Below are 21,888 nucleotides of genomic sequence, written 5' to 3'. Positions count from 1 at the left end.
TTAACCGCCGGCCACGGGTTGCACGACATCGAGCTTGTCGCCCGGCTGCAGCGCGCGCGCCGCATGCTGGGTGCGTGCGACGAAATCGCCGTTCAGCGCGACCGCGAACGGCGGACGCGCGCCGAACGCGGCGAGCGCATCGGCGACAGTCGCGCCTTCGGGCAACGACAACGGCTTCTGATTGATATGAATGTCCATGGTGTTCGAATACGGTTCAATCGATTGGGGGAGCGACGTCCGCCTGTTTTGCCTGCGGTTATTTCGCCGGCAGACGCGCAACGCTCATGCCGGCTCCCGCGTGGCGTCCAGTTGAAACAACTCGCTCCAGCGCGCGGCATTTTGCCAGTCGGCGAAAGCATCGGCGTCGCCGATGCGGCCGTCGAGCAGCGCGGCAGCGAAGCGCACGGCTTCGTCGGCGACTTCGGGCACGATCATGTAGCCGTGCCGGTACAGGCCGTTCACGCGCAATGTCTGCGCGCCATCCCACAGCAAGGCCGGACGGTGATCCGGCAAAGTCGGGCGGCACTGCGAATTCAGTTCGAGGATGCGCGCCTCGCCGAAGCCTGGGTGCACGGAAAACGCCGCGCTCAGCAGTTCGAGCGCCGAGCGCACGCTGACCGGCGACATGTCCTCGCCTTCCACTTCGGTCGCGCCGATCACGTAGAGATCGTCCTGCTTCGGCGCGATATACAGCGGGTAGCGCGGATGCAGCAGACGCACCGGCCGCGTCAGCTTGATACCCGGCGCATGCACGCGGGCGACTTCACCGCGGATCCCCCGCAACGTCGGCAGCACCGGCTTCGCGCCCAAACCCCGGCAGTCGATCGTGATGCGTGCGGCCGGCAGCGCATGATCGTCGACTGGCGTGTTCCAGTGCGTTTCGACACCGCGCTGGGCGAGGCCTGCCGCGAGCGCGGTCAACACCTGACGGTTATCCAGTTGGCCTTCGCGCGGCAGCAGCCAGCCCTGGTTGAAGCGGCCCGCCAACGCGGGCTCGGCAGCGCCGACCTGAGCGCCCGCCAGCGTCACGAAGCCGCCGTCGAGCAACTCAGCAGGCGCGTTCGAGCGCACCCGGCGTTCGAACAATGGCGCTTCGGTGCGATCGGCGTGATGCCATACGACCAGCGTGCCATTGCGCTGGAAGAACACCGGTTCGGGCAATTCGGCCAGCACGCGCGGCCAGGTGTCGAGCGAACTTGCGCCCAGACGGGTGATCAGCAGTTCGGCACTGGCGGCTTCGGCGAGCGGCGCCAGCATGGCGGCGGCGACCCAGGCCGCGGATTGCGTACCTGCGGCGTCGCCGCGCTCATAGAGCGCCACGCGATGCCCTTCACCGGCGAGGCGCCACGCGACGAGACGCCCGCACAGCCCACCGCCGAGCACGGCGAAATCGGGTTGAGCTAAACGATTCATCGCGTGCGCTCCGGGTCACAACGGCAAGCAACGCTAAAACAGCCCGGCGCGCCGACACAACCGACGAAAACGCGGTGACGAGCAAAACACATGTCTGAAGAATAGGCGGTCATCGAGTCCTTTCCGTACGGCAAAAAAACGCACGTACCCAGGACGAAACCGGCGGGTGAGGCCGGCCGGGCAATAAGCACGTCCAATGACGGACGCCGCCCGGCGGGGAATGGAAGACTGGCTGCTTCCGGAAACTTCCCGCGCCGGTATTACCCGGATCGGGTGCAAAGGGTCTCTCTCAGCCTCGCCGCCGCTGCGTGAAATCACGCTGCCTGTGGGCAAAGCACCCCTGTTTCGTCGAAGGTCATTAGACCATAAAAGGCGCGGCGCCCGCAAACCAACGGCCTCTGCCGTCACACGCCATTGATCCGTCACTATCTTTCGATTCATCAATACGGCCGAATGCAGCGCTCTGGCACAATGCCAGGACCGGATACCGCTGGCGCGCGGGCGACATGCTTCGCCGCCCGCGCGCCAGCGGCATCGAGGCGGGACCTCTGAGCGGAAATTAATTTTCACTTAAGGGCTTCGCGCCAGAATCGGTCGCTCACCCGGACGTGCGTTCGTCGAGCACGACGCCCGGGGCACGCACCGCAAACCCGCCGTGGGGCCGGCCCGACTTGGGGGCCGCCCGACGCGGGCCAGCACTTCACCAGGATGCTCATGACACCGAATACCGCTTCCAGCCCCGTGCTGCCGCCGGACGAAAAAGTCTCCGCATGGAGCCTGATCAAACCTTACTGGGTTTCCGAAGAACGAAAAACGGCGTGGGCGCTGCTCATCGCGATCATCGTGATGAATCTGCTCATCGTGTGGATCAACGTGCGCCTGAACCGCTGGAGCGCCGACTTCTACAACGCGCTGCAAACGAAGAACGTGCACGATTTCCCGCACCTGCTGATGGTGTTCTCGGGGCTCGCGTTCGGCTTCATCATCCTTGCCGTGTACGGCCGCTATCTACGCCAGATGCTCGGCTTCCGCTGGCGCCAGTGGCTGACCACACGTTATCTCAACGAATGGCTGCACGACAGCGCCTTCTACCGGATCGAACGCGACCGGCTCGCCGACAACCCCGACCAGCGGATCAGCGACGACCTGCAATCACTCGCCACCAGCACGCTCTCGCTGACCCTCGACCTGCTGTCCACGATCGTCACACTGGTCTCGTTCATGACGATCCTGTGGTCGCTGGCCGGTGCGCTGACCGTTTCGCTCGGCGGCATGCCGGTGCAGATTCCGGGCTATATGGTGTGGGCCGCGGCGCTCTACGCGGTGGTCGGCTCAGTGATTATCCAGAAGGTCGGCCATCCGCTCGTGTCGATCAATTACCAGGCACAGAAAGTCGAGGCGGATTTCCGTTTCGGCCTGATCCGTCTGCGTGAAAACGCCGAGCAGATCGCCTTCTACAACGGCATGGAGACCGAGAAGAAGAACACGCACTCGCTGTTCGGCCGCATCCGCGACAACTGGTGGCAGGTGATGAAGTACACCAAGCGGCTCACCTTCGTGACGGCTTTCTACGGCCAGATTGCAATCATCTTTCCGCTGGTGGTCGCCGCGCCCCGCTACTTTGCGGGCGCTTTCACGTTCGGCGTTCTAATGCAGATCTCGAGCGCATTCGGCACCGTCAGCGATTCGTTTTCGTGGTTCATCAACAGTTACGGCAGCCTCGTTGAATGGCGCGCTACCGTGAACCGGTTGCGTGAATTCAAGCGCATCGTGCATGCGCCGCGTCTGAAGGAATCGGTCTCGCCCGCTACTGCGCATGGCGGCATCAATCTGCATTTCGTCGACGAAGACAAGCTCACCACCGAAGGTCTCCAGCTCGCGTTGCCGAACGGCAATCCGTTGTCGCGCATCCGCGATATCGCGATCAAGCCGGGCTCGCGCTGGCTGGTGCGGGGCCCGTCCGGCTCCGGCAAGAGCACGCTGATGCGCGCGCTCGCCGGCTTGTGGCCGTTCGGCGACGGCTCGATCGACGCACCGGTCAACGCGCGCATGATGTTCATCCCGCAGGTCAGCTACATGCCGATCGGCACGCTGAAAGCCGCGCTCACCTATCCGTCTTCTGCAGATACCTACACTGACGACGAATGCCGCGAAGCGCTCATCACTTGCCGCCTGTCGGAGTACGCCGACCGCCTGCAGGAATCGGGGCACTGGACGCGCATTCTCTCGCCGGGTGAACAACAGCGCCTCGCCGGCGCCCGCGTGCTGCTGCACAAACCGGACTATCTGTTCCTCGACGAAGCAACCAGTGCGCTCGATTCGGAAAACGAAGCACGCCTCTATCACCTGTTCACCGAGCGGCTGCCGCAGGCGGCAATCGTCAGCGTCGCGCATCGCGAATCGCTGGCGGCATTCCATGACGAAACGCTCGACGTCGAACGCTCGGGCGAACCGATTGCTGCGTGAACAGCATGAACAACGCGAGCGACATGAGCAGCACCGGTGACGCGAGCAGCACGACTGGCATGAGCGGCGCCGGGCTCGATCGGGTCGTCCTGATCACCGGCGCGGGCTCCGGCATCGGCGCCGCACTGGCCCGACGCATCGCCGCGCCGCGCACCGCGTTGATGCTGCACGCCCGTGGCGCCGACGACGAAGCGCGCCAGCGTCTAGCACAGGTCGCCGCCGATTGCGGCGCGAACGGCGCGCGCTGCGCGACGGTGTTCGGCGATCTCGCCGAGCGCGGCGCCGCCGAACACGTGATTCATCAAACGCTCGCGAGCTTCGGCGCGCTTGATCAGCTGGTAGCGAACGCCGGCCACGCGCAACGGCAAACGCTCAACGCACTCGACGCGGACGTGTTCAGCGCCGCCTTCGCCGCCATGCCGGCCGCATTCGCCGCGCTCGTCAAGCGTGCGACGCCTGCCCTGGAAACCTCGAAGCGAGGTCGCGTGGTCGCGCTCAGTTCGTTCGTCGCGCATCGCTATCGCGTGGAAGCGCCGTTCGCCGCAACGGCGGCGGCGAAAGCGGCGATCGAGTCACTGGCTAAAACCGCAGCCGCCGAACTTGCGCCGCATGGCGTGACCGTCAATTGCGTAGCGCCCGGCTATACCCGTAAAGATCGCGGCCCAAGTGCCGATAATGCATCGGTGTGGACCCGCGCCGCCGAAGCGACGCCGCTCGGTCACGTCGCCGAGCCTGCGGATATCGCCGCGCTGATCGCTTTCCTGCTCTCCGACGAAGCGCGTCACATCACCGGCCAGGTGATTCATATCGACGGCGGCCTCACGCTCGGCTAGGCAGCACGCCGCAACATCCGGAAATACGCGAGAACAGTTCGAAAGCAGTTGCGAAGCGGGCAAGTTGTTCCGCGCTTTGAAAATCCCCTGTAGCAGCGACGATAGTCGTGCGGGCCGTACCACGCGCAGCCCGCCCCGCCCCGCCCCTCACTGCTACTGGACTCTCCGCACATGTCACTCGATCGCCGCTTCTATCCTTTGACCCAGCGCGCAGCGCTTGCGCTTGGCGCAGCCCTGCTGCTCACGAGCGCCGCGTACGCTGCGCAAGCCACCCAGCCCACTGAGCCGGCGGATGTTTGCCCCGCGCTCAAACACATCGTCGACGCACCCGACTTCAAGCAGCTGCACGCGCAACCTGCCGCGCAACTGCCGGGCGTATCGGCCGTGGACGACTGCCGCGCCAACACGCACGCCTACGATTGCCACTGGCGCGCGCACTGGCAAGCCGACGGTGTCGTCAACGATCCGCTCGAAGAATTCGGCGCCGATATCGCCGCCTGCTTTCCGAACGTCGTGCACGACGTCAACACGCCGACGCGTCAGCATTTCATCGTGACCACCGAAGATCGGCGCGTAAACGTGACGGCCAGCGTGCAAGGGCAAAACGAACTGCGCCTGCGCATCACGCGCTGAGCGTGGGCCGTTTTTGCCACGCTCCGCTGCTTTTCTGCTGGGACCCGTTGTCATTTGCCGTACTTCCTCACCGCCACCAGGCACCGCATCATGACCTCTACGCCAAGCTTGCGCGCTTACGCTTTCACGCGGGCCCCAATGGCCGCGTGGGTCATGTTGCGGCGGCCGTGTGCGTGGTTCGCCGCCTCGGCCACCCTCGCCTTCGGCCTGAACGGCTGCGCGTGGACGCTGATCTCGGCGGCCGACGCCACCGGCTCCGTGATTCAGGCTGGCTACGCGATCGCGGCAAACTACTCATCGCCGACCTTCGTCAATGGCCGGCCGGCAGACGTGCATAACGTCTGCATCGAAGTGAATCAGACTGTGACAGTCGGCGATTTCGTGCCGGCGCTGCAGCTTGCGCTCGACCGGCACGGCATTCGTTCGGACGTCTACAATCCGGGCACCTCGCCCGCCGGATGCGAGGCGCGTCTCGTCTACAACGCCGCGGTCGATTACGGACGCCGTTCATTCAGCGACGAAACGATCCAGTATCTGTCGATCATCGATCTGACGCTGATTCAGCATGGCCGCATTCTCGTCACCGCGCGTTACCAGACCGGCGGCCTCAACACCGACCGCTTCTCTACCGCCTCGACCAAACTCAATGGTCTGATCGACAAGATGGTGGTCGATCAGACCCAACTGGTCCGGCAGCCGATGCAGACCATTCAGACGTCGCTGGCAAACTAGCCGCACCGTCTGCTTGCTTTCTCTTACGCGAGAAAGAATTCGAAAGCGTTTCGCGCTTTGCTCCGCTCGCGTGGATCACTAAGATGACCTGGATGAACCAATCCATTCTGGTCGTCGACGACGACCCCGTCGTACGTGAGCTCGTCAGCGAATATCTGGTGGGGCGTGGCTTCAAGGTCTCCACGCTCGAACACGGCATGGCGCTGCAGCGTAGCTTGCAGGACGAACGTCCCGCGCTGGTCGTGCTCGACATCATGATGCCGGAGCTCGACGGCATTAGCGCGCTGCGCGCATTGCGCGTCGCCGGCGACGATATACCTGTGATCCTCCTGACCGCGCGTGCCGATCCGATCGACCGCGTGATCGGCCTCGAACTCGGCGCCGACGACTATCTCGGCAAGCCATTCGAACCAAGCGAGCTGGTCGCTCGGATTCGCACGGTCCTGCGCCGCCGCGGCACGATTGCGCCGAGCGCGCCGGAGCAACGCGCGCCCTATCGCTTCGGTCGTTTCGAGGTGAACTTTCCGGCGCGCGAATTGCGCCGCGACGGTGAGCGGATTCCGCTGCGTTCGAGCGAATTCGCCATGCTCAAGGTGTTCGTCACGCACTCAATGACCGTACTCACGCGCGCGCAGTTGCTGGAGAAACTGCACGGCAATAGCGAGGTGCATCGCAATCGCAGTCTTGACGTCTCGATCTGGCGTTTGCGGCGGCTGATCGAAGTGGATCCGTCCGAGCCCCGCTATGTGCAGACCGTCTGGGGACGCGGCTACGTGTTCGTACCGGACGGTGAAATCGGCGCTGCGGAACGCGACGCGCCGGCGCCGCTTGCCTGATGCTTGCCCGGCGGGCGCCCGGCGCCAGGCCTCGGACTTAAGAGAATGAATGCGGCGTGTCGCGCATCTCGCGCACACGCCGCATCCACGCTAGAACGTCAGCACACTCAGAAACATTCTCTGCAGCCAGCCCATCGTGGTGGAGTCGGACACCATCCCCGCGCCGGCCTGCTCGATGCGCGCATTCGCGACCTTGCTCGACGCGACATAATTGCCTGATTCGATATCCTTCGGATTGACGATGCCCGACAAGCGCAGACGGTCGCGGTTGCCGCTCATCGAGATCACCTTCTCGCCCGACACCACCAGATTGCCGGTTGACATCGTCCCGATCACGGTCACGGCCAATGTGCCGGTCATGCCGCTGACGTCGGTGAGACTGCCCTGCCCCTTGTATTCCGTACTGGCCGAGCCGATGTTGAACAGCCTCGCTAGCCGCGCAGCGGCGTTGGTCGACTGATCGGCGGCGGTCGCGGTGATGCTGCTCGAACGGCTCGCGGCGGCGGTCGCGCTATTGTTGCCGCTGTATGACTCCGACAGACGGATCGTCAGCACATCGCCAATATGCTGCGCACGCGGCGTTTCGTAGAGCAGCAAGGGCGCGCCAGCCTGATAGATCGCGCCCTGCGTGTTGACGTTCAGCGGCGCCGACGCGAGCGGCGGCGACATCGGCGTTTCGACGATTGACGGCTGTTGGCCGCTCCCGCAAGCCGTGAGGCAGGCCGCCGCGCCTAGCGCGACAGTGAGACGTAGCGCAGTCATACATGCTCCTTGGCCGGATCGGCCGGGTAAAAAACGGACTTTGCAGTCGTGGTGCCGATGCTTTGTTCAACGATGCAATCTGAACCACGCATGCGCCCGCAACCAGCGTGACAGATGAGGCGTCACATCATCCCGCCTCGGCACCGCTCGCCTGCCATTGCCGTACGACCGATTTCACCCATGCGTCCGAGCCTTTCAGCAAATAGGTGAGCGTGCCGTTGCGGGTGCCCGGCAAAAAGCACAACGTGATCGAACTCACCGCGTTTTCCCACACGTAGACCGGTAGCGCGCCCGATGACGACACGCTTTGCGTCACCAGATGCGGCGTGCCATAACGGTCCGCGAGCGCCTCGCGCAGGTCTTCGGCGGTGATCTCGTCGATCACAAAGGAAATCTCGTACAGACGCAACGCACTCTGGCCGTCGACACGCGCAAAGCGCAGCACATGCTCCAGTGCCGGCGCGCCGTCGACGACGGCTTGCGACACCGCCCAACCATCGTCTGCACGATGCGCCCAGCGACAGGCCACCGTCAGACTCTCGCGCGATTTCAGCCGCATGCCGAGTGCGCCTGCCTGCACATCCGTCTCGCAGACGGGCACGCTGCCAATCGGCGTAGCGCGCACGGTCGAACCTGCGCGGAACTCGTCGAGCGTGATGCCGAGCGCAATGCCGCGAAATGCAAACGGCATGTCCTGCGAGCGCCGCCGTGCGTCAGCGGAACCCGCCTTCGACGCGGCGCTGGCCGCGTTCGCTTCGCGCACGACGGGCTGCGCCGCAGCGAACATCGAGAACGCGCCGCCCAGCAGCGCCAGCACGCAGGCAAACCGTTTGAGTGTCATGATTCAGTCGATCGCGGATGAACACATGTCGAACGGGGTGGCGGCGGCATGGCCGACGACCGGGACGATTTTCAGCGTAGCCGCAGTCAGCCGGCACGGCAGCGCGGCGACGGCGCAGCCGCCGAGTGGCAGCAGCGCCGCGCCGAGCGTCAACCACGCAGCGACACGGATGAAACGTTCAGGAATGCTCGGGGTCGACACACGGGCCTCGGTGCGTCAGGCAGTCGTGTTGACGTGATGCCCGACCAGCCCCGTCGGCAGCGACGGCGGAGCCTCACTAGCGGGCTCCCGTGTCTGCGGCGTGGCCAGCGAGTTGGTTGGGGCTGCGGGTTTTTCCGCTGGCGGCGTGGGCGCGAGCGAAGAAAAGCGGGTTGAGCTGAGATTGCTATGAACGGTCATGGTGAGCCTCGCGTGGCGCTAGGTTTCGATTTCACGCCGCCTGCCGTGGGCCCAAGGCGTTAGGCTGTTTTCGGCATGCGGCGCAACGTACTGCATGACGAATCATCTCGCTGCGCACGTAGTGGCGATGCGCGAAGGAACGCGCGCTTTTCCTCGGTTCTTACGACCCGTTGCGACCCCTTGCCGTCAGTAGCAATTGCGCACAGATTCTTTCCCGGAAGAAATTCAAGCGGTGCAAAATGGCTTCCACGCCGCGCTATGCATGGGCAAATGGGCCAATGCCTTACCGGTGCGTCGCCGGCGCGTTGCCGGATATGGCGGCCGTGAAATATGCCGTGAGCCTTTGGTGGCGGGCCTTACGCCCGCGCCGGAGGGCACGGCGCGAGCCGGGGTAAGCATTGGTAAGAAAACAGTCGATCGCGCGCCGCGCGTGCCAGTCTAAAATTTCGTTATGAATCCACAGGTCCTTATCGTCGACGACGACCCGGTAGTGCGCGATCTGCTCTGCAAGTTTCTGCAGACGAACGGGTTCGACGCGTCAGTGCTGCACGACGGCACCCATTTGCAACGCCGGCTCGAACGTGAACGACCGTCGGTCGTCGTGCTCGACATCATGATGCCGAACACCGACGGCTTACGCGCGCTCACCGCGCTGCGTGCCGCCGGCGACGACATTCCGGTGATTTTCGTAACGGCGCGCGGTACGGTAGCCGACCGCATCGTCGGGCTTTCGCTCGGCGCGGACGACTACCTGACCAAGCCGTTCGACCCACGCGAGCTGCTCGCGCGCATCCATACGGTGTTGCGCCGGCGCGGGCCGTCCACCACGAGCGCGCCGGAAGCCCGCAAGCCGTATCGCTTTGGGCCATTCGAACTCGACTTCGCCACGCGCGCGCTGTCGCGCGACGACTCGAAGCTGCCGCTGCGCGACAGCGAGTTCGCCCTGCTAAAGATTTTCGTCAACAATCCGTACAAAGTGCTGTCGCGCGTGCTGATCCACGATCTCGTACATCGTGACAACCTCGCCTTCCGCGATCGCAGCCTCGACGTGCCGATCTGGCGCCTGCGCCGCGTGATCGAAGACGACCCGTCCAATCCCTGCTACGTGCAGACAGTGCGCGGCAAAGGCTACGTATTCGTGCCGGACGCCGACGGCACACCGTTCGCCGACGAGGCTGCCTCAAGCGCATGAGAAACCCGCTGAACACGCTGTTCGGCAGAATGGCGTTATTGTCGGCAGCGGTGTTGTTCGCAATTCAGGCCGGATGGTTCGTACTGGTGGTGATGCAGCCGCCGCGCCACGAAATCGACGGTTTCGCACGCGGCATTCTGCTCGTGCTGCAGGCCATCAACGGTGAGCCGATGAAGGGCGCCGCGCTCGCGCCCGCCATGCGGGTGCACCTCGTGCCTACGTGGAACATGCCGTCGAGCGTCCATCTGCGCACGCCGGATCAGCGTCCGCTGGTCGAATTGAGCCGGCACTTGCGCGAGAACCTGCCGCCCGGCACGCAGATCGCCGTCGACGACCTGCGCCCGCCGCAGCTATGGGTGCTGTTCCCCGGCAAATCGAACTGGGTTGTCGTGCCGGTGGACGTGCCGCCGCGCCCGCGCTTCGTGATCGAATCCGTCTCGATGCTGGCGGCGGCGCTGATTCTGTCGCTGTTCGCGGTCTGGCAGATGCAGCGGCCGCTGTCGCGCGTGGCCGATGCCGCTCGCGCGTTCGGTTCAGGCGGCCGGCCGGAACCTGTGACCGTGCAGGGCCCGCGCGAACTGCGCGATCTGATCGGCTCCTTCAACGACATGATGCGCCGCCTGAACGAGGCCGGCGACGACCAGGCGGTGATGCTGGCCGGCGTCGCACATGACCTGAAAGCGCCGCTCACGCGGCTCAAATTGCGTGCGAGCGTACTGGTTGCGGAAAGCGAGCGGGCCGGCCTGATACGCGACGTCGACTCGCTGACCAACATCGTCCAGCAGTTTCTGGAGTTTGCGGGTCAGTCCGCCGACACCGGGCCGCCGGTCGAGGTCGACGAATTCCTGCAGGAACAGTTTTCCGCCGGCGACAGCGCCGAGACGCCGCTCTTCACGCTCGATCTGCGGGCCGGTTCGTCGTTCACGCTGCCGCGCACCTTGCTCGACCGGCTGGTCACGAACCTGGTCGATAACGCGCTCGAGCACGGCTCACCGCCGGTGGATATCGCCACCGCGCGCGATGACAGCCGTTGGATCATCAGCGTGCGCGACCACGGCCCAGGCATTCCCGACGACCGCATCGCGGCGGCGATGAAACCGTTCGTGCGGCTCGACGCCGCCCGCGGAGGCGAAGGTCATTGCGGCCTGGGTCTCGCGATTGTCGCGCGCCTCGCGCACGATCGCGGCGGACGCTGCCATGTGCGCAATCACGTGCAAGGCGGGCTGGAAGTGCGGATCGAATTGCCGGTTGAGCCGGCACACGCGTAAGAATGATCGAGAAGGGTGAAGCGCCATTGAGCATGGGCACTTACGCGCCCTTACCAGATGGCCTTTTGTGATGGTTGCGGCCTTATAGTCGCCCCCGGCAACCTCGATGCCGCCCTTCTCTGTCCGCCCGCTTATTTGGGGCGGACTTTTTTTCGTTTGTACCTGCCGGTGTGGTCCACGCAATACCAGGCGCATCGGGCGCGCCAGGCGCGGCGAGCGCGGGTCAGACGACGAGGCGGTCGTGCAACGCGTCGATGGTGGCTTGAGACAGACCCAGGCCTTGTGTCAGATAGCTCGCCATCGTGCCGTAGCTCGCCTGCACCTGATCGAACCCCGCCTGCAGATAATTGTCCTGGACGGTGAACAGGGGTGACTCGCTCGCGGCGACCGCGTCGCCGCTTTGCGCGCGTATCACCTCGGTCTGCGCCGCGATCGATTGGGCCAGATAGACGTTGCTCAGCAGATAGTCCTGCATGATGACGTCGAGTGGCACGTTGGCAATGCTGAGCAGGAGAGCCGAGACCCAACCGGCGCGATCCTTACCCGCATTGGAATGAAACAGTTGCGCGCCGGCGCCATTGGCGAGTCGCGTGAGAAGCTCGCCGTAGCCGACGCGCTGGGCGGCGCCGGTGACATAGGCGCGCGCCTGAGCCTCCATGAACGCGACGGCGGCAGCTGCCGTATCGAAGGTTGGAGCGACGAAGTCGCTGACACCGAGCACGTCGAGCGCTTGCGAGGTCGCGCCGGCCGGCAGGATATCCGCGGTACGCGCGATTTCACCGGGCGTGCGCAGATCGTAGACCGAGGCGATGCCGAGTTTGTCGATCGTGATCGTGTCGGCGGCGCTCAAGGTCAGCGTGTTCGCGCGATAAAAGGCCCCGCGGCGCATCTGTTTGCCGTCAACTGTGGGATAGCCGGCGGCCGCGCCCGCCACATCGCGGAAGTTACTTACCGAGGCGAGGCGAGGCGTTTCCGGCTGATCGGCGTCCAGATTTCCGCCCCCGCAAGCCGACAGCAGCGAACTGCCCATGCCGGAGAGCAGCAACACGCTTGCCGAGGATTTCAGGAATGCGCGGCGCGATTGATAAGCCCGCAAAGGCGTACTCGCGGAGCGACGGGATGGCGAGCAGGTTTTTGCGGTTGCGTGCATTAAGGGTGACGGGTGCGGACGTGAATAGGACTTTCCCAGCTTGAGTGCTGCCGGCGCAGTTTAACGGCGAATAATTTTTTTCGGGTTACTTCGTAGTAGTTGGTAATGAACAGCAATGAAATTTCTTACTCCATCGCCATTTTTGACCACAACTGGCCGCACAACACCTCGTCCCCTTAGAATACAAAAAAACCCCCGATCAAGCCGCCGGAAGGCAAAAACTGCCTGGAGACCACAAAAAAACATGCCCTCTCTCCAATGGTTCACCGAACTGACCCAGCGCGAACGCCGGACCCTCTACGCTGGCTTCGGCGGCTACGCAGTCGACGCGTTCGACTTCATGATCTACTCATTCCTCATCCCGACGCTGATCGCAACGTGGGGCATGACCAAAAGCGAAGCCGGCATGATCGCGACCAGTTCGCTGATTTCGTCGGCGATCGGCGGCTGGCTCGCCGGCATTCTGGCTGACCGCTACGGACGCGTCCGTGTGCTCCAGTGGACCATCGCCACCTTCGCGATCTTCACCTGCCTGTCAGGCTTCACCCACTCGTTCTGGCAACTGCTCACCACCCGCACGCTGCAAGGCATCGGCTTCGGCGGCGAATGGTCGGTCGTGACGATCATGATGGCTGAAACCATCCGTTCACCTCAACATCGCGCGAAAGCCGTCGGCACCGTGCAGAGCAGCTGGTCCGTCGGCTGGGCCGCGGCGGCCATCATCTATTGGGCGTTCTTCGCGCTGCTGCCGGAACAGGTCGCATGGCGCGCCTGCTTCTGGATCGGCCTGCTGCCCGCGCTGTGGATCTTCTACATTCGCCGCAATGTCAGCGATCCTGACATCTTTCTCGAAACACGCCGCGCGCGCGACAGCGGTTTCGATACCTCGCACTTCCTGCAGATCTTCTCCTTCCCTCACCTCAAAACCACCCTGCTGGGCAGCGCGCTGTGCACCGGCATGCTCGGCGGCTACTACGCGATCACCACCTGGCTGCCGACCTATCTGAAGACCGTGCGCCATCTGTCGGTCTTCAACACCAGCGGCTATCTGATCGTGCTGATCGTCGGCTCGTTCACCGGCTATATCGTCGGCGCGATTCTGTGCGACAAGATCGGCCGGCGCGCGTCGTTCGTGCTGTTCGCAATCGGCTCGTTCGTGCTCGGCATGGTCTACACGATGCTGCCGATCACCGACGGCATGATGCTCGCGCTCGGCTTTCCGCTCGGCATCGTCGTGCAGGGGATTTTCGCGGGCGTCGGCGCATATTTGTCGGAACTCTATCCGAATGCGATCCGCGGCTCGGGACAAGGCTTCTGCTACAACCTGGGCCGCGGTCTCGGCTCGTTCTTTCCGATCCTGGTGGGTACACTGTCGCAAACCATGACGCTTGTTAAGGCGATGGGAATCGTCGCCGGTTCGGGCTATCTGCTGGTGATCGTCGCCGCCGTATGTCTGCCGGAAACCAAGGGCAAAGTGCTTGGCGCGACCAGCCCTACCGCCTGAAATCGCTGTACACAACCATGAAAACGATTGTTCTGGGCGGCGGCGTCATTGGCGTCGCCACCGCGTTTTATCTGCGCCAGCAAGGCTGCGACGTCACCGTGATCGAGCGCGAGCCGGACGTCGCGCTCTCCACCAGCTTCGGCAACGCCGGCGTGATCGCGCCGGGCTACGTCACGCCGTGGGCCGCGCCCGGCATGCCGACGAAGATTCTCAAGTATCTGTTCGAGCCGGCCTCACCGCTGATTTTCCGCCCTACCCTGGATCCGGCTCAATGGCGTTGGATCGCGCGCTGGCTGCGTGAATGCGACCTCGAACGGTTTCGCGTCAACAAGCAGCGCATGCAGCGCATCGCTTATTACAGCCGCGAGTGCCTGCACGAATTCCGTGGCCGTCATCCGTTCGACTATGGCCGCAGCCAGGGCTATCTGCAGTTGTTCCGCAGCGAGTACGACGTCGAGCTCGCGCAACCGGCGTTGGCGGTCCTGCGCGACGCGGGCATCGCGCACCGCGAGGTCAGCGCGGCGCAGTGCGTCGAGATCGAACCGGGTTTGCGCTGGGCGCGTCAGACGCCGCTCTCGGGTCTCTATCTCCCCGACGACGAAGCCGGTGATTGCGCCCGCTTCACCCGCGAATTGCGGGCGATCTGCGAGCGCAACGGCGTGCAGTTTCGCTTCGACACACGGGTAAGTTCGCTCGACGTGCGAGGCGGTACGGTGCGCGCGGTGCATCTCGAGAGCGAACGCGGCAGCGAGACATTGCAGGCGGATGCGGTCGTGGTGGCGCTGGGCGTCGACAGTGCGGCGCTGCTCGCGCCGCTCGGTGTGAAGGTGCCGCTCTACCCGGTCAAAGGCTACTCGGCGACGCTGCCGGTCACCGACGATGAAAAGGCCCCGCATGCGGCGCTGATGGACGAGTCGCTGAAGACGGCGATCACGCGCTTCGGCAACAACCTGCGCGTGGCCGGCACCGCGGAGCTCGGCAATCGCCAGACGACTCTGCGTGAGCAGGCCTTGCAGACGCTGATGAAAGTGCTCAAGGACTGGTTTCCGCACGCGGCCAACCCGACCTCGGCGCATTTCTGGGTGGGCCGTCGGCCAATGACGCCCGATGGCGCGCCGTTGCTCGGCCCGTCCGGCGTAGACAATCTGTGGCTGAATCTCGGGCACGGCTCAACGGGCTGGGCGATGTCGATGGGCTCGGGCCGGGTGGTCGCGGATCTGATTACGCAGCGCACGCCGGAAATCGATCTGGACGGGCTGACGTTGGCGCGGTATCGGAAGTAGCAATAAAAAGCCGGGTCACCCTCTCAGGTGCCCGGCTTTGTTTTTACCGCTTTGTCGTCTCCACCACATCCTGCAAGTAGTGGCTGGTTTCCGCGTTGAAGAGCGAAAACCGGCCGGAGACGTTACGTTAGCGCGGCAGTTCCGAATGACCCATCAGGAACGCATCGACCGAACGTGCGCACTGACGGCCTTCGCGGATCGCCCACACCACCAGCGACTGGCCACGACGCATATCGCCCGCGGTGAAGACCTTGTCCACCGACGTGTAATACGCCTTGTCGCCTTCAGTCGAAGCGCGCACGTTGCCACGGTTGTCCTTGTCGACGCCGAACGCTTCGAGCACCGGCGACACCGGTTGCGTGAAGCCCATGGCCAGCAGCACCAGGTCGGCCTTCATTTCGAATTCCGAGTTCGGCACTTCCTGCATCTTGCCGTCCTTCCATTCGACGCGCGCCGCGATCAGCTTCTCGACCTTGCCGTTCTTGCCTTCGAGGCGCTTGGTAGCCACCGCCCAATCGCGCGAGCAACCTTCGTCATGCGACGACGACGTGCGCAGCTTGATCGGCCAGTACGGCCACACGAGCGGCTTGTTCTCTTCTTCCGGCGGTTGCGGCAGCAGTTCGAATTGCGTGACGCTCTTCGCGCCATGACGGTTCGACGTACCGACGCAGTCCGAACCCGTATCGCCGCCACCGATCACGACCACATGCTTGCCCTTGGCGAGCAACTGGTTCGCGACCTTGTCGCCGGCGTTGACCTTGTTCTGCTGCGGCAGGAATTCCATCGCGTAATGGATGCCTTCCAGCTCGCGGCCCGGCACCGGCAGATCCCGCGGCGTTTCCGAACCGCCGGCGATCACGACCGCGTCGAACTGTTCTTTCAGTTCGGCCGGCGTGATGGTTTCCTTCGCGGTGTTACCGATATGCGTCGGCAGCGAATCCGCCTTGCCGACGAATACGTTAGCGCGGAACGTCACGCCTTCGGCTTCCATCTGGCGCATGCGGCGGTCGATCAGCCACTTCTCCAGCTTGAAGTCAGGAATGCCGTAACGCAGCAAGCCACCGATGCGGTCGTTCTTTTCGAACACGGTGACATCGTGCCCCGCGCGCGCGAGTTGCTGCGCGACGGCCAAACCGGCGGGGCCTGATCCGACCACAGCGACCTTCTTGCCCGTCTTGTGCTTCGGCGGCAGCGGTGCGACCCAACCTTCGGCCCACGCTTTGTCGATGATCGCGTGTTCGATCGACTTGATGCCGACCGCGTCGTCGTTGATGCCGAGCGTGCACGCCGCTTCGCACGGCGCCGGGCAGATGCGGCCCGTGAACTCGGGGAAGTTGTTCGTGGAGTGCAGCACTTCGATCGCGGTCTTCCAGTCCTGATGGAACACCAGGTCGTTGAAGTCCGGGATGATGTTGTTCACCGGGCAGCCGTTGTTGCAGAACGGAATGCCGCAGTCCATGCAACGTGCGCCTTGAATCTTGGCTTCGTCGTCGGTCAGTGCCGCGACGAATTCCTTGTAGTGCTTCACACGCGTGAGCGGAGCTTCGTACGCCTCGTGGCGGCGCTCGAACTCGAGAAAACCGGTTGCCTTGCCCATGTGGTTCTCTTCTCTATCTGTATCAGGTGAGGTGATCTACACCCGCCGCGCGTCGAACAATCGAATCGTCGAGCGGCGGGTACGGCTAAGTGTGACGTCTGCGGGTCGAGCCGCGGGCGGGCCAGTTAAGCGGCGAGGACTTCCTTGTTCGCCTTCTTCGCTGCCATTTCGCCCAGTGCGCGCTTGTATTCGGTCGGGAACACCTTCACGAACTGACGGCGCGACGCATCCCAGTTTTCCAGCAACGCTTTCGCACGCGGCGAACCCGTGAACTGGAAGTGACGTTCGATGAGACCCTTGAGCAGGGCTTCGTCGGTTGCGCCGCTGTGCCACAAGCCCTTGTCGACCGTGCGTTCCTGTTCCGCCTGTTGCAGAACCGGATCGAGCGCGACCATCGACTTGTTGCACTTGCCCGCGAACGTGTTGTCCGGGTCGAACACGTAAGCGATACCGCCCGACATACCGGCCGCGAAGTTACGGCCCGTTTCGCCGAGCACGATCACCGTGCCGCCCGTCATGTATTCGCAACCATGGTCGCCCGTGCCTTCGACAACCGCCGTTGCGCCCGAGTTACGCACGCAGAAACGCTCGCCCGCGACGCCGCGGAAGAACGATTCGCCTTCGATCGCGCCGTACATCACCGTGTTGCCGCAGATGATGTTTTCTTCGGACTTGCCGCGGAAATCGTTGGTCGGGCGGATGATGATGCGGCCGCCCGAGAGGCCCTTGCCGACGTAGTCGTTGCCGTCGCCGACCAGATCCAGCGTCACGCCTCTCGCGAGGAACGCGCCGAAACTCTGGCCTGCGGTGCCCTTCAACTGGATGTGAATCGTGTCGTCAGGCAGGCCGTCGTGGCCGTACTTCTTCGCGATCGTGCCGGACAACATCGCGCCGACCGTACGGTTCACGTTGCGCACCGGCTGGATGAACGAGACGTGCTCGCCCTTCTCTATCGCGGCCTTCGCCTTCTCGATCAGCACGTGATCCAGTGCGCGGTCGAGACCGTGGTCCTGCACGTCGACGTGCTTGCGTGCGACATCAGCCGAAACTTGCGGCTGATAGAACACGCGCGAGAAGTCGAGACCCTTCGCTTTCCAGTGTTCGACGCCCTTCTTCATATCGAGCAGCTCGGCGTGACCGATCAGGTCCTCGAACTTGCGGATGCCCAGTTGCGCCATGATTTCGCGCGCTTCTTCCGCAACGAAGAAGAAGAAGTTGACGACGTGTTCCGGCTGGCCCTGGAACTTCGCACGCAGCACCGGATCTTGCGTCGCGACGCCGACCGGGCAGGTGTTCAGGTGGCACTTGCGCATCATGATGCAGCCTTCGACGACGAGCGGCGCCGTCGCGAAGCCGAATTCGTCCGCGCCGAGCAGCGCGCCAATCACGACGTCGCGGCCGGTCTTCATCTGACCGTCGGCCTGCACGCGGATACGGCCGCGCAGCTGGTTCAGCACCAGCGTTTGCTGCGTTTCGGCCAAACCCAGTTCCCACGGCGTACCGGCATGCTTCACCGACGACAGCGGCGACGCGCCCGTACCGCCATCGTGGCCGGCGATCACGACGTGATCGGCCTTCGCCTTGGCGACACCGGCAGCAACCGTACCGACGCCCGACTCCGACACCAGCTTCACCGACACGCTGGCCGCCGAGTTGGCGTTCTTCAGGTCGTGAATCAGCTGCGCCAGATCTTCGATCGAGTAAATGTCGTGGTGCGGCGGCGGCGAAATCAGGCCAACGCCCGGCACCGAATAACGCAGCTTGCCGATGTATTCCGACACCTTGTGACCCGGCAGCTGACCGCCTTCGCCAGGCTTTGCGCCTTGCGCCATCTTGATCTGGATCTGATCGGCCGACGCGAGGTATTCCGCCGTCACGCCGAAACGGCCCGACGCCACTTGCTTGATCTTCGAGCGCAGCGAATCGCCGTCCTTCAGCGGAATGTCGACGATCACTTCGTCGCCAATCACCGACTTCATGGTGTCGCCGTTCTTGATCGGAATGCCGCGCAGTTCGTTGCGATAACGGTTCACGTCCTCGCCGCCTTCGCCGGTGTTCGACTTGCCGCCGATGCGGTTCATCGCGACAGCCAGCGTGGCGTGGGCTTCCGTGCTGATCGAGCCCAGCGACATGGCGCCGGTGGCGAAACGTTTGACGATGTCCTTCGCCGATTCCACTTCGTCGAGAGGAATCGCCTTGGTCGGGTCGAACTTGAATTCGAACAGGCCGCGGAACGTCATGTGGCGCTTGGTCTGATCGTTGATCAGATGCGCGTATTCCTTGTACGTCTGGTACGAGTTGCTGCGCGCCGAGTGTTGGAGCTTGGCGATCGCATCCGGCGTCCACATGTGTTCTTCGCCGCGCACGCGATAGGCGTACTCACCACCCGCGTCGAGCATGTTCGCGAGCACCGGGTTGTCGCCGAACGCGTCGCGATGCAGACGGATCGCTTCTTCCGCAACATCGAACAGGCCGATGCCGCCGACCTTCGACGAAGTGCCGTTGAAGTACTTCGACACCAGGCCTTCAGACAGACCGACCGCTTCGAAAATCTGCGCGCCGGTGTACGACATGTAGGTCGAAATGCCCATCTTCGACATGACCTTCATCAGACCCTTGCCGACTGCCTTGGTGAAGTTGTAAACCGCCTTCTCCGCCGACAGGTCGCCCTTCAGGCCCACTGCCATCTGGCTGAGCGTTTCCATCGCGAGGTACGGGTGCACGGCTTCCGCGCCGTAGCCCGCAAGCAGCGCGAAGTGGTGCGTTTCACGCGCCGAGCCGGTTTCAACGACGAGGCCCGCGCTCGTGCGCAGACCGTGCTGGACGAGGTGCGTATGGATCGCGGCGGTGGCCAGCAATGCCGGGATCGCGACGTTGTCGCGGTCGGTCTTGCGGTCCGACACGATCAGCATGTTGTAGCCGGACTTGACCGCATCCACGGCTTCCGCGCACAGCGAAGCCAGACGCGCTTCGATGCCTTCCTTGCCCCAGGCCACCGGATAGCAGATGTTCAGTTCGTAGGAGCTGAACTTGCCGCCCGTGTACTGATCGATCGCGCGGATCTTGGCGATGTCCTTGAAGTCGAGCACCGGCTGCGACACTTCGAGTCGCATCGGCGGGTTGATGTTGTTCGTGTCCAGCAGGTTCGGCTTCGGACCGACGAACGACACCAGCGACATCACCATGTTTTCACGGATCGGGTCGATCGGCGGGTTCGTGACTTGCGCGAACAGCTGCTTGAAGTAGTGATAGAGCGTCTTGTTCTTGTTGGACATGACGGCCAGCGGCGAGTCGTTGCCCATCGAACCGACAGCTTCTTCGCCGGCTTGCGCCATCGGCGCCATCAGGAACTTGAGGTCTTCCTGCGTGTAGCCGAACGCCTGCTGGCGATCCAGCAAAGCAGCGGCTTCGCGGCGTTCCGTCGCGACGTCTTCGGCCTTCGCCTCGATTTCGTCGAGCTTGATGCGCACAGCGTCGATCCAGCTCTTGTACGGCTTGGCGTTCGCGAGGTTGTCCTTCAGTTCCTTGTCGTCGATGATGCGGCCGTGTTCCATGTCGATCAGGAACATCTTGCCAGGCTGCAGACGCCACTTCTTGACGATCTTCGACTCGGGGATAGGCAGCGTGCCCGCTTCCGACGCCATGATGACCAGGTCGTCGTCAGTAACGATGTAGCGCGCCGGACGCAGACCGTTACGGTCAAGCGTGGCGCCGATCTGGCGGCCGTCGGTGAAGGCGATCGCGGCGGGGCCGTCCCACGGCTCCATCATCGCGGCGTGGTATTCGTAGAACGCGCGGCGGTTGTCGTCCATCAGCGTGTGCTGTTCCCATGCTTCCGGGATCATCATCATGACCGCGTGGACGAGCGGATAGCCGGCCATCACCAGCAGTTCGAGACAGTTGTCGAACGAAGCCGTGTCGGATTGGCCCGGGTAGATCAGCGGCCACAGCTTGGGCAGATCGTCGCCGAGCACGTGCGACGCGATCGCGCCGGTACGGGCGTTCAGCCAGTTGACGTTGCCCTTCACCGTGTTGATTTCGCCGTTGTGGGCGATCATGCGGTACGGGTGAGCCAGTTCCCACGCCGGGAACGTGTTGGTCGAGAAGCGTTGGTGCACCAGCGCCAGCGCCGACACCGTGCGCTCGTCCTGCAGGTCGCGGTAGTACACGCCAACCTGGCCCGCCAGCAGCAGACCCTTATAGACGACCGTGCGCGCCGAGCACGACGGCACGAAGTATTCCTTGCCGTGCTTGAGCTTGAGCGCCTGGATGCGGTGGCTCGCGGTCTTGCGGATCACGTACAGCTTCCGCTCGAGCGCGTCGGTCACCATGATGTCCTTGCCGCGGCCGATGAAGATCTGGCGGATCAGCGGCTCGCTCGCCTTGACGGTGGGCGAAATCGGCATGGTGTGGTCGACCGGCACGTCGCGCCAGCCCAGCACGACCTGGCCTTCAGCCTTCACCGTGCGTTCCAGCTCCTGTTCGCAGGCGAGACGCGATGCATGTTCCTTCGGCAGGAACACCATGCCCACGCCGTACTCGCCGTTCGGCGGGAGCACGACGCCCTGCTTGGCCATTTCCTCACGGTAGAAACCGTCCGGAATCTGGATCAGGATGCCCGCGCCGTCGCCCATCAGCGGATCGGCGCCGACGGCGCCCCGGTGGTCGAGGTTCTCGAGAATCTTCAGGCCTTGCTCGATGATCTCGTGGCTTTTCTTGCCCTTGATGTGAGCGACGAAGCCGACGCCGCAGGCGTCATGTTCGTTTTGCGGGTCGTACAGACCTTGCGCGGCGGGAACCGGGTGAGTCGGTTGCTGGTGGTCGTTCATGGGGACACCGTCTGTGAGGGGCCGGACAGGCCGTTAAAACCGTTTTTCTATTGCCGCAGTGCGCAGCGCAACCACGTCGGCGACTCAGTACGCTTGAATGCTACGCGTGCCAAAAAGTGCCGGAATTCGGAATATACGCGACGAATCAAC

18 protein-coding genes and 1 riboswitch are annotated in these 21,888 nt (G+C 63.7%); of the genes, 9 read left to right on the top strand and 9 right to left on the bottom strand.

The features are described 5' to 3' along the window. Together thiS and M0D68_RS27610 are read right to left on the bottom strand one after the other, a co-directional pair. Positions 1-198, bottom strand: coding sequence for a sulfur carrier protein ThiS (gene thiS, locus M0D68_RS27615; protein ID WP_028199627.1), 198 nt, complete (start codon positions 196-198; stop codon positions 1-3). A gap of 84 nt (positions 199-282) precedes the next feature. Further along, complete coding sequence (locus M0D68_RS27610; RefSeq protein ID WP_266225960.1) at positions 283-1,413, bottom strand: FAD-dependent oxidoreductase; 1,131 nt, start codon at positions 1,411-1,413, stop codon at positions 283-285. Between the two features lie 229 nt (positions 1,414-1,642). Beyond that, positions 1,643-1,765, bottom strand: a riboswitch (TPP riboswitch). Between the two features lie 362 nt (positions 1,766-2,127). On the opposite strand from M0D68_RS27610, the gene M0D68_RS27605 reads away from it, so the two are divergent. The 5 genes from M0D68_RS27605 (at position 2,128) to M0D68_RS27585 (ending at position 6,913) form a co-directional block, all read left to right on the top strand. Then, a complete protein-coding gene (locus M0D68_RS27605; RefSeq protein WP_093643427.1) occupies positions 2,128-3,879 on the top strand; it encodes an ABC transporter ATP-binding protein/permease in 1,752 nt (583 codons plus the stop codon). Between the two features lie 59 nt (positions 3,880-3,938). Continuing rightward, positions 3,939-4,712 carry an SDR family NAD(P)-dependent oxidoreductase gene (locus tag M0D68_RS27600; protein WP_200650977.1) on the top strand — a complete coding sequence of 258 codons (774 nt, stop codon included), beginning with the start codon at positions 3,939-3,941 and terminating at the stop codon, positions 4,710-4,712. Between the two features lie 171 nt (positions 4,713-4,883). Beyond that, positions 4,884-5,345 carry a hypothetical protein gene (locus M0D68_RS27595; protein ID WP_093643425.1) on the top strand — a complete coding sequence of 154 codons (462 nt, stop codon included), beginning with the start codon at positions 4,884-4,886 and terminating at the stop codon, positions 5,343-5,345. A gap of 90 nt (positions 5,346-5,435) precedes the next feature. After that, on the top strand, positions 5,436-6,077 hold the full coding sequence (locus M0D68_RS27590) for a hypothetical protein (RefSeq protein ID WP_093643423.1): 642 nt from the start codon (positions 5,436-5,438) through the stop codon (positions 6,075-6,077). A gap of 92 nt (positions 6,078-6,169) precedes the next feature. After that, positions 6,170-6,913: a response regulator gene (locus M0D68_RS27585; RefSeq protein ID WP_093643571.1), complete on the top strand. Its 744-nt coding sequence runs from the start codon at positions 6,170-6,172 to the stop codon at positions 6,911-6,913. Positions 6,914-7,003: 90 nt separating this feature from the next. On the opposite strand, the gene M0D68_RS27580 is transcribed toward M0D68_RS27585, so the two are convergent. From M0D68_RS27580 to M0D68_RS27565, 4 genes are all read right to left on the bottom strand, one after another. Beyond that, positions 7,004-7,675: a flagellar basal body L-ring protein FlgH gene (locus M0D68_RS27580; RefSeq protein ID WP_093643420.1), complete on the bottom strand. Its 672-nt coding sequence runs from the start codon at positions 7,673-7,675 to the stop codon at positions 7,004-7,006. Between the two features lie 127 nt (positions 7,676-7,802). Then, positions 7,803-8,516, bottom strand: coding sequence for a hypothetical protein (locus M0D68_RS27575; protein WP_093643418.1), 714 nt, complete (start codon positions 8,514-8,516; stop codon positions 7,803-7,805). 3 nt (positions 8,517-8,519) lie between these two features. Then, the gene (locus M0D68_RS27570) at positions 8,520-8,687 is read right to left on the bottom strand and encodes a DUF6726 family protein (RefSeq protein WP_323135781.1); all 168 of its coding nucleotides are present in this window, start codon (positions 8,685-8,687) and stop codon (positions 8,520-8,522) included. Between the two features lie 45 nt (positions 8,688-8,732). Then, complete coding sequence (locus M0D68_RS27565; RefSeq protein WP_211703569.1) at positions 8,733-8,915, bottom strand: hypothetical protein; 183 nt, start codon at positions 8,913-8,915, stop codon at positions 8,733-8,735. Between the two features lie 451 nt (positions 8,916-9,366). Between M0D68_RS27565 and M0D68_RS27560 the strand changes: the two genes are divergently transcribed. Together M0D68_RS27560 and M0D68_RS27555 are read left to right on the top strand one after the other, a co-directional pair. Then, positions 9,367-10,107, top strand: a complete 741-nt coding sequence (locus M0D68_RS27560; protein WP_093643412.1) for a response regulator — start codon at positions 9,367-9,369, stop codon at positions 10,105-10,107. Beyond that, complete coding sequence (locus tag M0D68_RS27555) at positions 10,104-11,375, top strand: ATP-binding protein (protein WP_211703570.1); 1,272 nt, start codon at positions 10,104-10,106, stop codon at positions 11,373-11,375. The genes M0D68_RS27560 and M0D68_RS27555 overlap by 4 nt, the downstream gene beginning before the upstream one ends. A 223-nt stretch (positions 11,376-11,598) precedes the next feature. Here the strand turns inward: M0D68_RS27555 and M0D68_RS27550 are convergent, their stop codons facing one another. Further along, a complete protein-coding gene (locus M0D68_RS27550) occupies positions 11,599-12,525 on the bottom strand; it encodes a tyrosine-protein phosphatase (protein WP_266225959.1) in 927 nt (308 codons plus the stop codon). Between the two features lie 244 nt (positions 12,526-12,769). Here M0D68_RS27550 and M0D68_RS27545 point away from each other — a divergent pair, with 244 nt between their 5' ends. Further along, entirely contained in the window at positions 12,770-14,029 is a 1,260-nt protein-coding gene (locus M0D68_RS27545) for an MFS transporter (protein WP_200619834.1), read from the top strand. A 17-nt stretch (positions 14,030-14,046) separates the two neighbouring features. Then, positions 14,047-15,312, top strand: coding sequence for a D-amino acid dehydrogenase (locus M0D68_RS27540; RefSeq protein WP_256455948.1), 1,266 nt, complete (start codon positions 14,047-14,049; stop codon positions 15,310-15,312). A 127-nt stretch (positions 15,313-15,439) separates the two neighbouring features. On the opposite strand, the gene M0D68_RS27535 is transcribed toward M0D68_RS27540, so the two are convergent. Together M0D68_RS27535 and M0D68_RS27530 are read right to left on the bottom strand one after the other, a co-directional pair. Continuing rightward, positions 15,440-16,909: a glutamate synthase subunit beta gene (locus M0D68_RS27535; RefSeq protein ID WP_093643403.1), complete on the bottom strand. Its 1,470-nt coding sequence runs from the start codon at positions 16,907-16,909 to the stop codon at positions 15,440-15,442. Between the two features lie 125 nt (positions 16,910-17,034). Then, positions 17,035-21,738, bottom strand: coding sequence for a glutamate synthase-related protein (locus tag M0D68_RS27530; protein WP_200650943.1), 4,704 nt, complete (start codon positions 21,736-21,738; stop codon positions 17,035-17,037). Positions 21,739-21,888: the final 150 nt, after the last annotated feature.

The sequence above is a fragment of the Paraburkholderia sp. SEWSISQ10-3 4 genome, assembly GCF_030464785.1.
GTDB lineage: Bacteria > Pseudomonadota > Gammaproteobacteria > Burkholderiales > Burkholderiaceae > Paraburkholderia > Paraburkholderia aspalathi.
Note: the sequence above shows the minus strand (reverse complement) of the source record. Positions and strands in the feature narration are given on the sequence as shown.

Coding starts and splice junctions, on each gene's coding strand:
- thiS (WP_028199627.1), bottom strand. CDS start 198: ATGGACATTCATATCAATCAGAAGCCGTTGTCGTTGCCCGAAGGCGCG.
- M0D68_RS27550 (WP_266225959.1), bottom strand. CDS start 12,525: ATGCACGCAACCGCAAAAACCTGCTCGCCATCCCGTCGCTCCGCGAGT.
- M0D68_RS27600 (WP_200650977.1), top strand. CDS start 3,939: ATGAGCGGCGCCGGGCTCGATCGGGTCGTCCTGATCACCGGCGCGGGC.
- M0D68_RS27595 (WP_093643425.1), top strand. CDS start 4,884: ATGTCACTCGATCGCCGCTTCTATCCTTTGACCCAGCGCGCAGCGCTT.
- M0D68_RS27585 (WP_093643571.1), top strand. CDS start 6,170: ATGAACCAATCCATTCTGGTCGTCGACGACGACCCCGTCGTACGTGAG.
- M0D68_RS27580 (WP_093643420.1), bottom strand. CDS start 7,675: ATGACTGCGCTACGTCTCACTGTCGCGCTAGGCGCGGCGGCCTGCCTC.
- M0D68_RS27605 (WP_093643427.1), top strand. CDS start 2,128: ATGACACCGAATACCGCTTCCAGCCCCGTGCTGCCGCCGGACGAAAAA.
- M0D68_RS27610 (WP_266225960.1), bottom strand. CDS start 1,413: ATGAATCGTTTAGCTCAACCCGATTTCGCCGTGCTCGGCGGTGGGCTG.
- M0D68_RS27545 (WP_200619834.1), top strand. CDS start 12,770: ATGCCCTCTCTCCAATGGTTCACCGAACTGACCCAGCGCGAACGCCGG.
- M0D68_RS27535 (WP_093643403.1), bottom strand. CDS start 16,909: ATGGGCAAGGCAACCGGTTTTCTCGAGTTCGAGCGCCGCCACGAGGCG.
- M0D68_RS27590 (WP_093643423.1), top strand. CDS start 5,436: ATGACCTCTACGCCAAGCTTGCGCGCTTACGCTTTCACGCGGGCCCCA.
- M0D68_RS27555 (WP_211703570.1), top strand. CDS start 10,104: ATGAGAAACCCGCTGAACACGCTGTTCGGCAGAATGGCGTTATTGTCG.
- M0D68_RS27560 (WP_093643412.1), top strand. CDS start 9,367: ATGAATCCACAGGTCCTTATCGTCGACGACGACCCGGTAGTGCGCGAT.
- M0D68_RS27540 (WP_256455948.1), top strand. CDS start 14,047: ATGAAAACGATTGTTCTGGGCGGCGGCGTCATTGGCGTCGCCACCGCG.
- M0D68_RS27530 (WP_200650943.1), bottom strand. CDS start 21,738: ATGAACGACCACCAGCAACCGACTCACCCGGTTCCCGCCGCGCAAGGT.
- M0D68_RS27565 (WP_211703569.1), bottom strand. CDS start 8,915: ATGACCGTTCATAGCAATCTCAGCTCAACCCGCTTTTCTTCGCTCGCG.
- M0D68_RS27575 (WP_093643418.1), bottom strand. CDS start 8,516: ATGACACTCAAACGGTTTGCCTGCGTGCTGGCGCTGCTGGGCGGCGCG.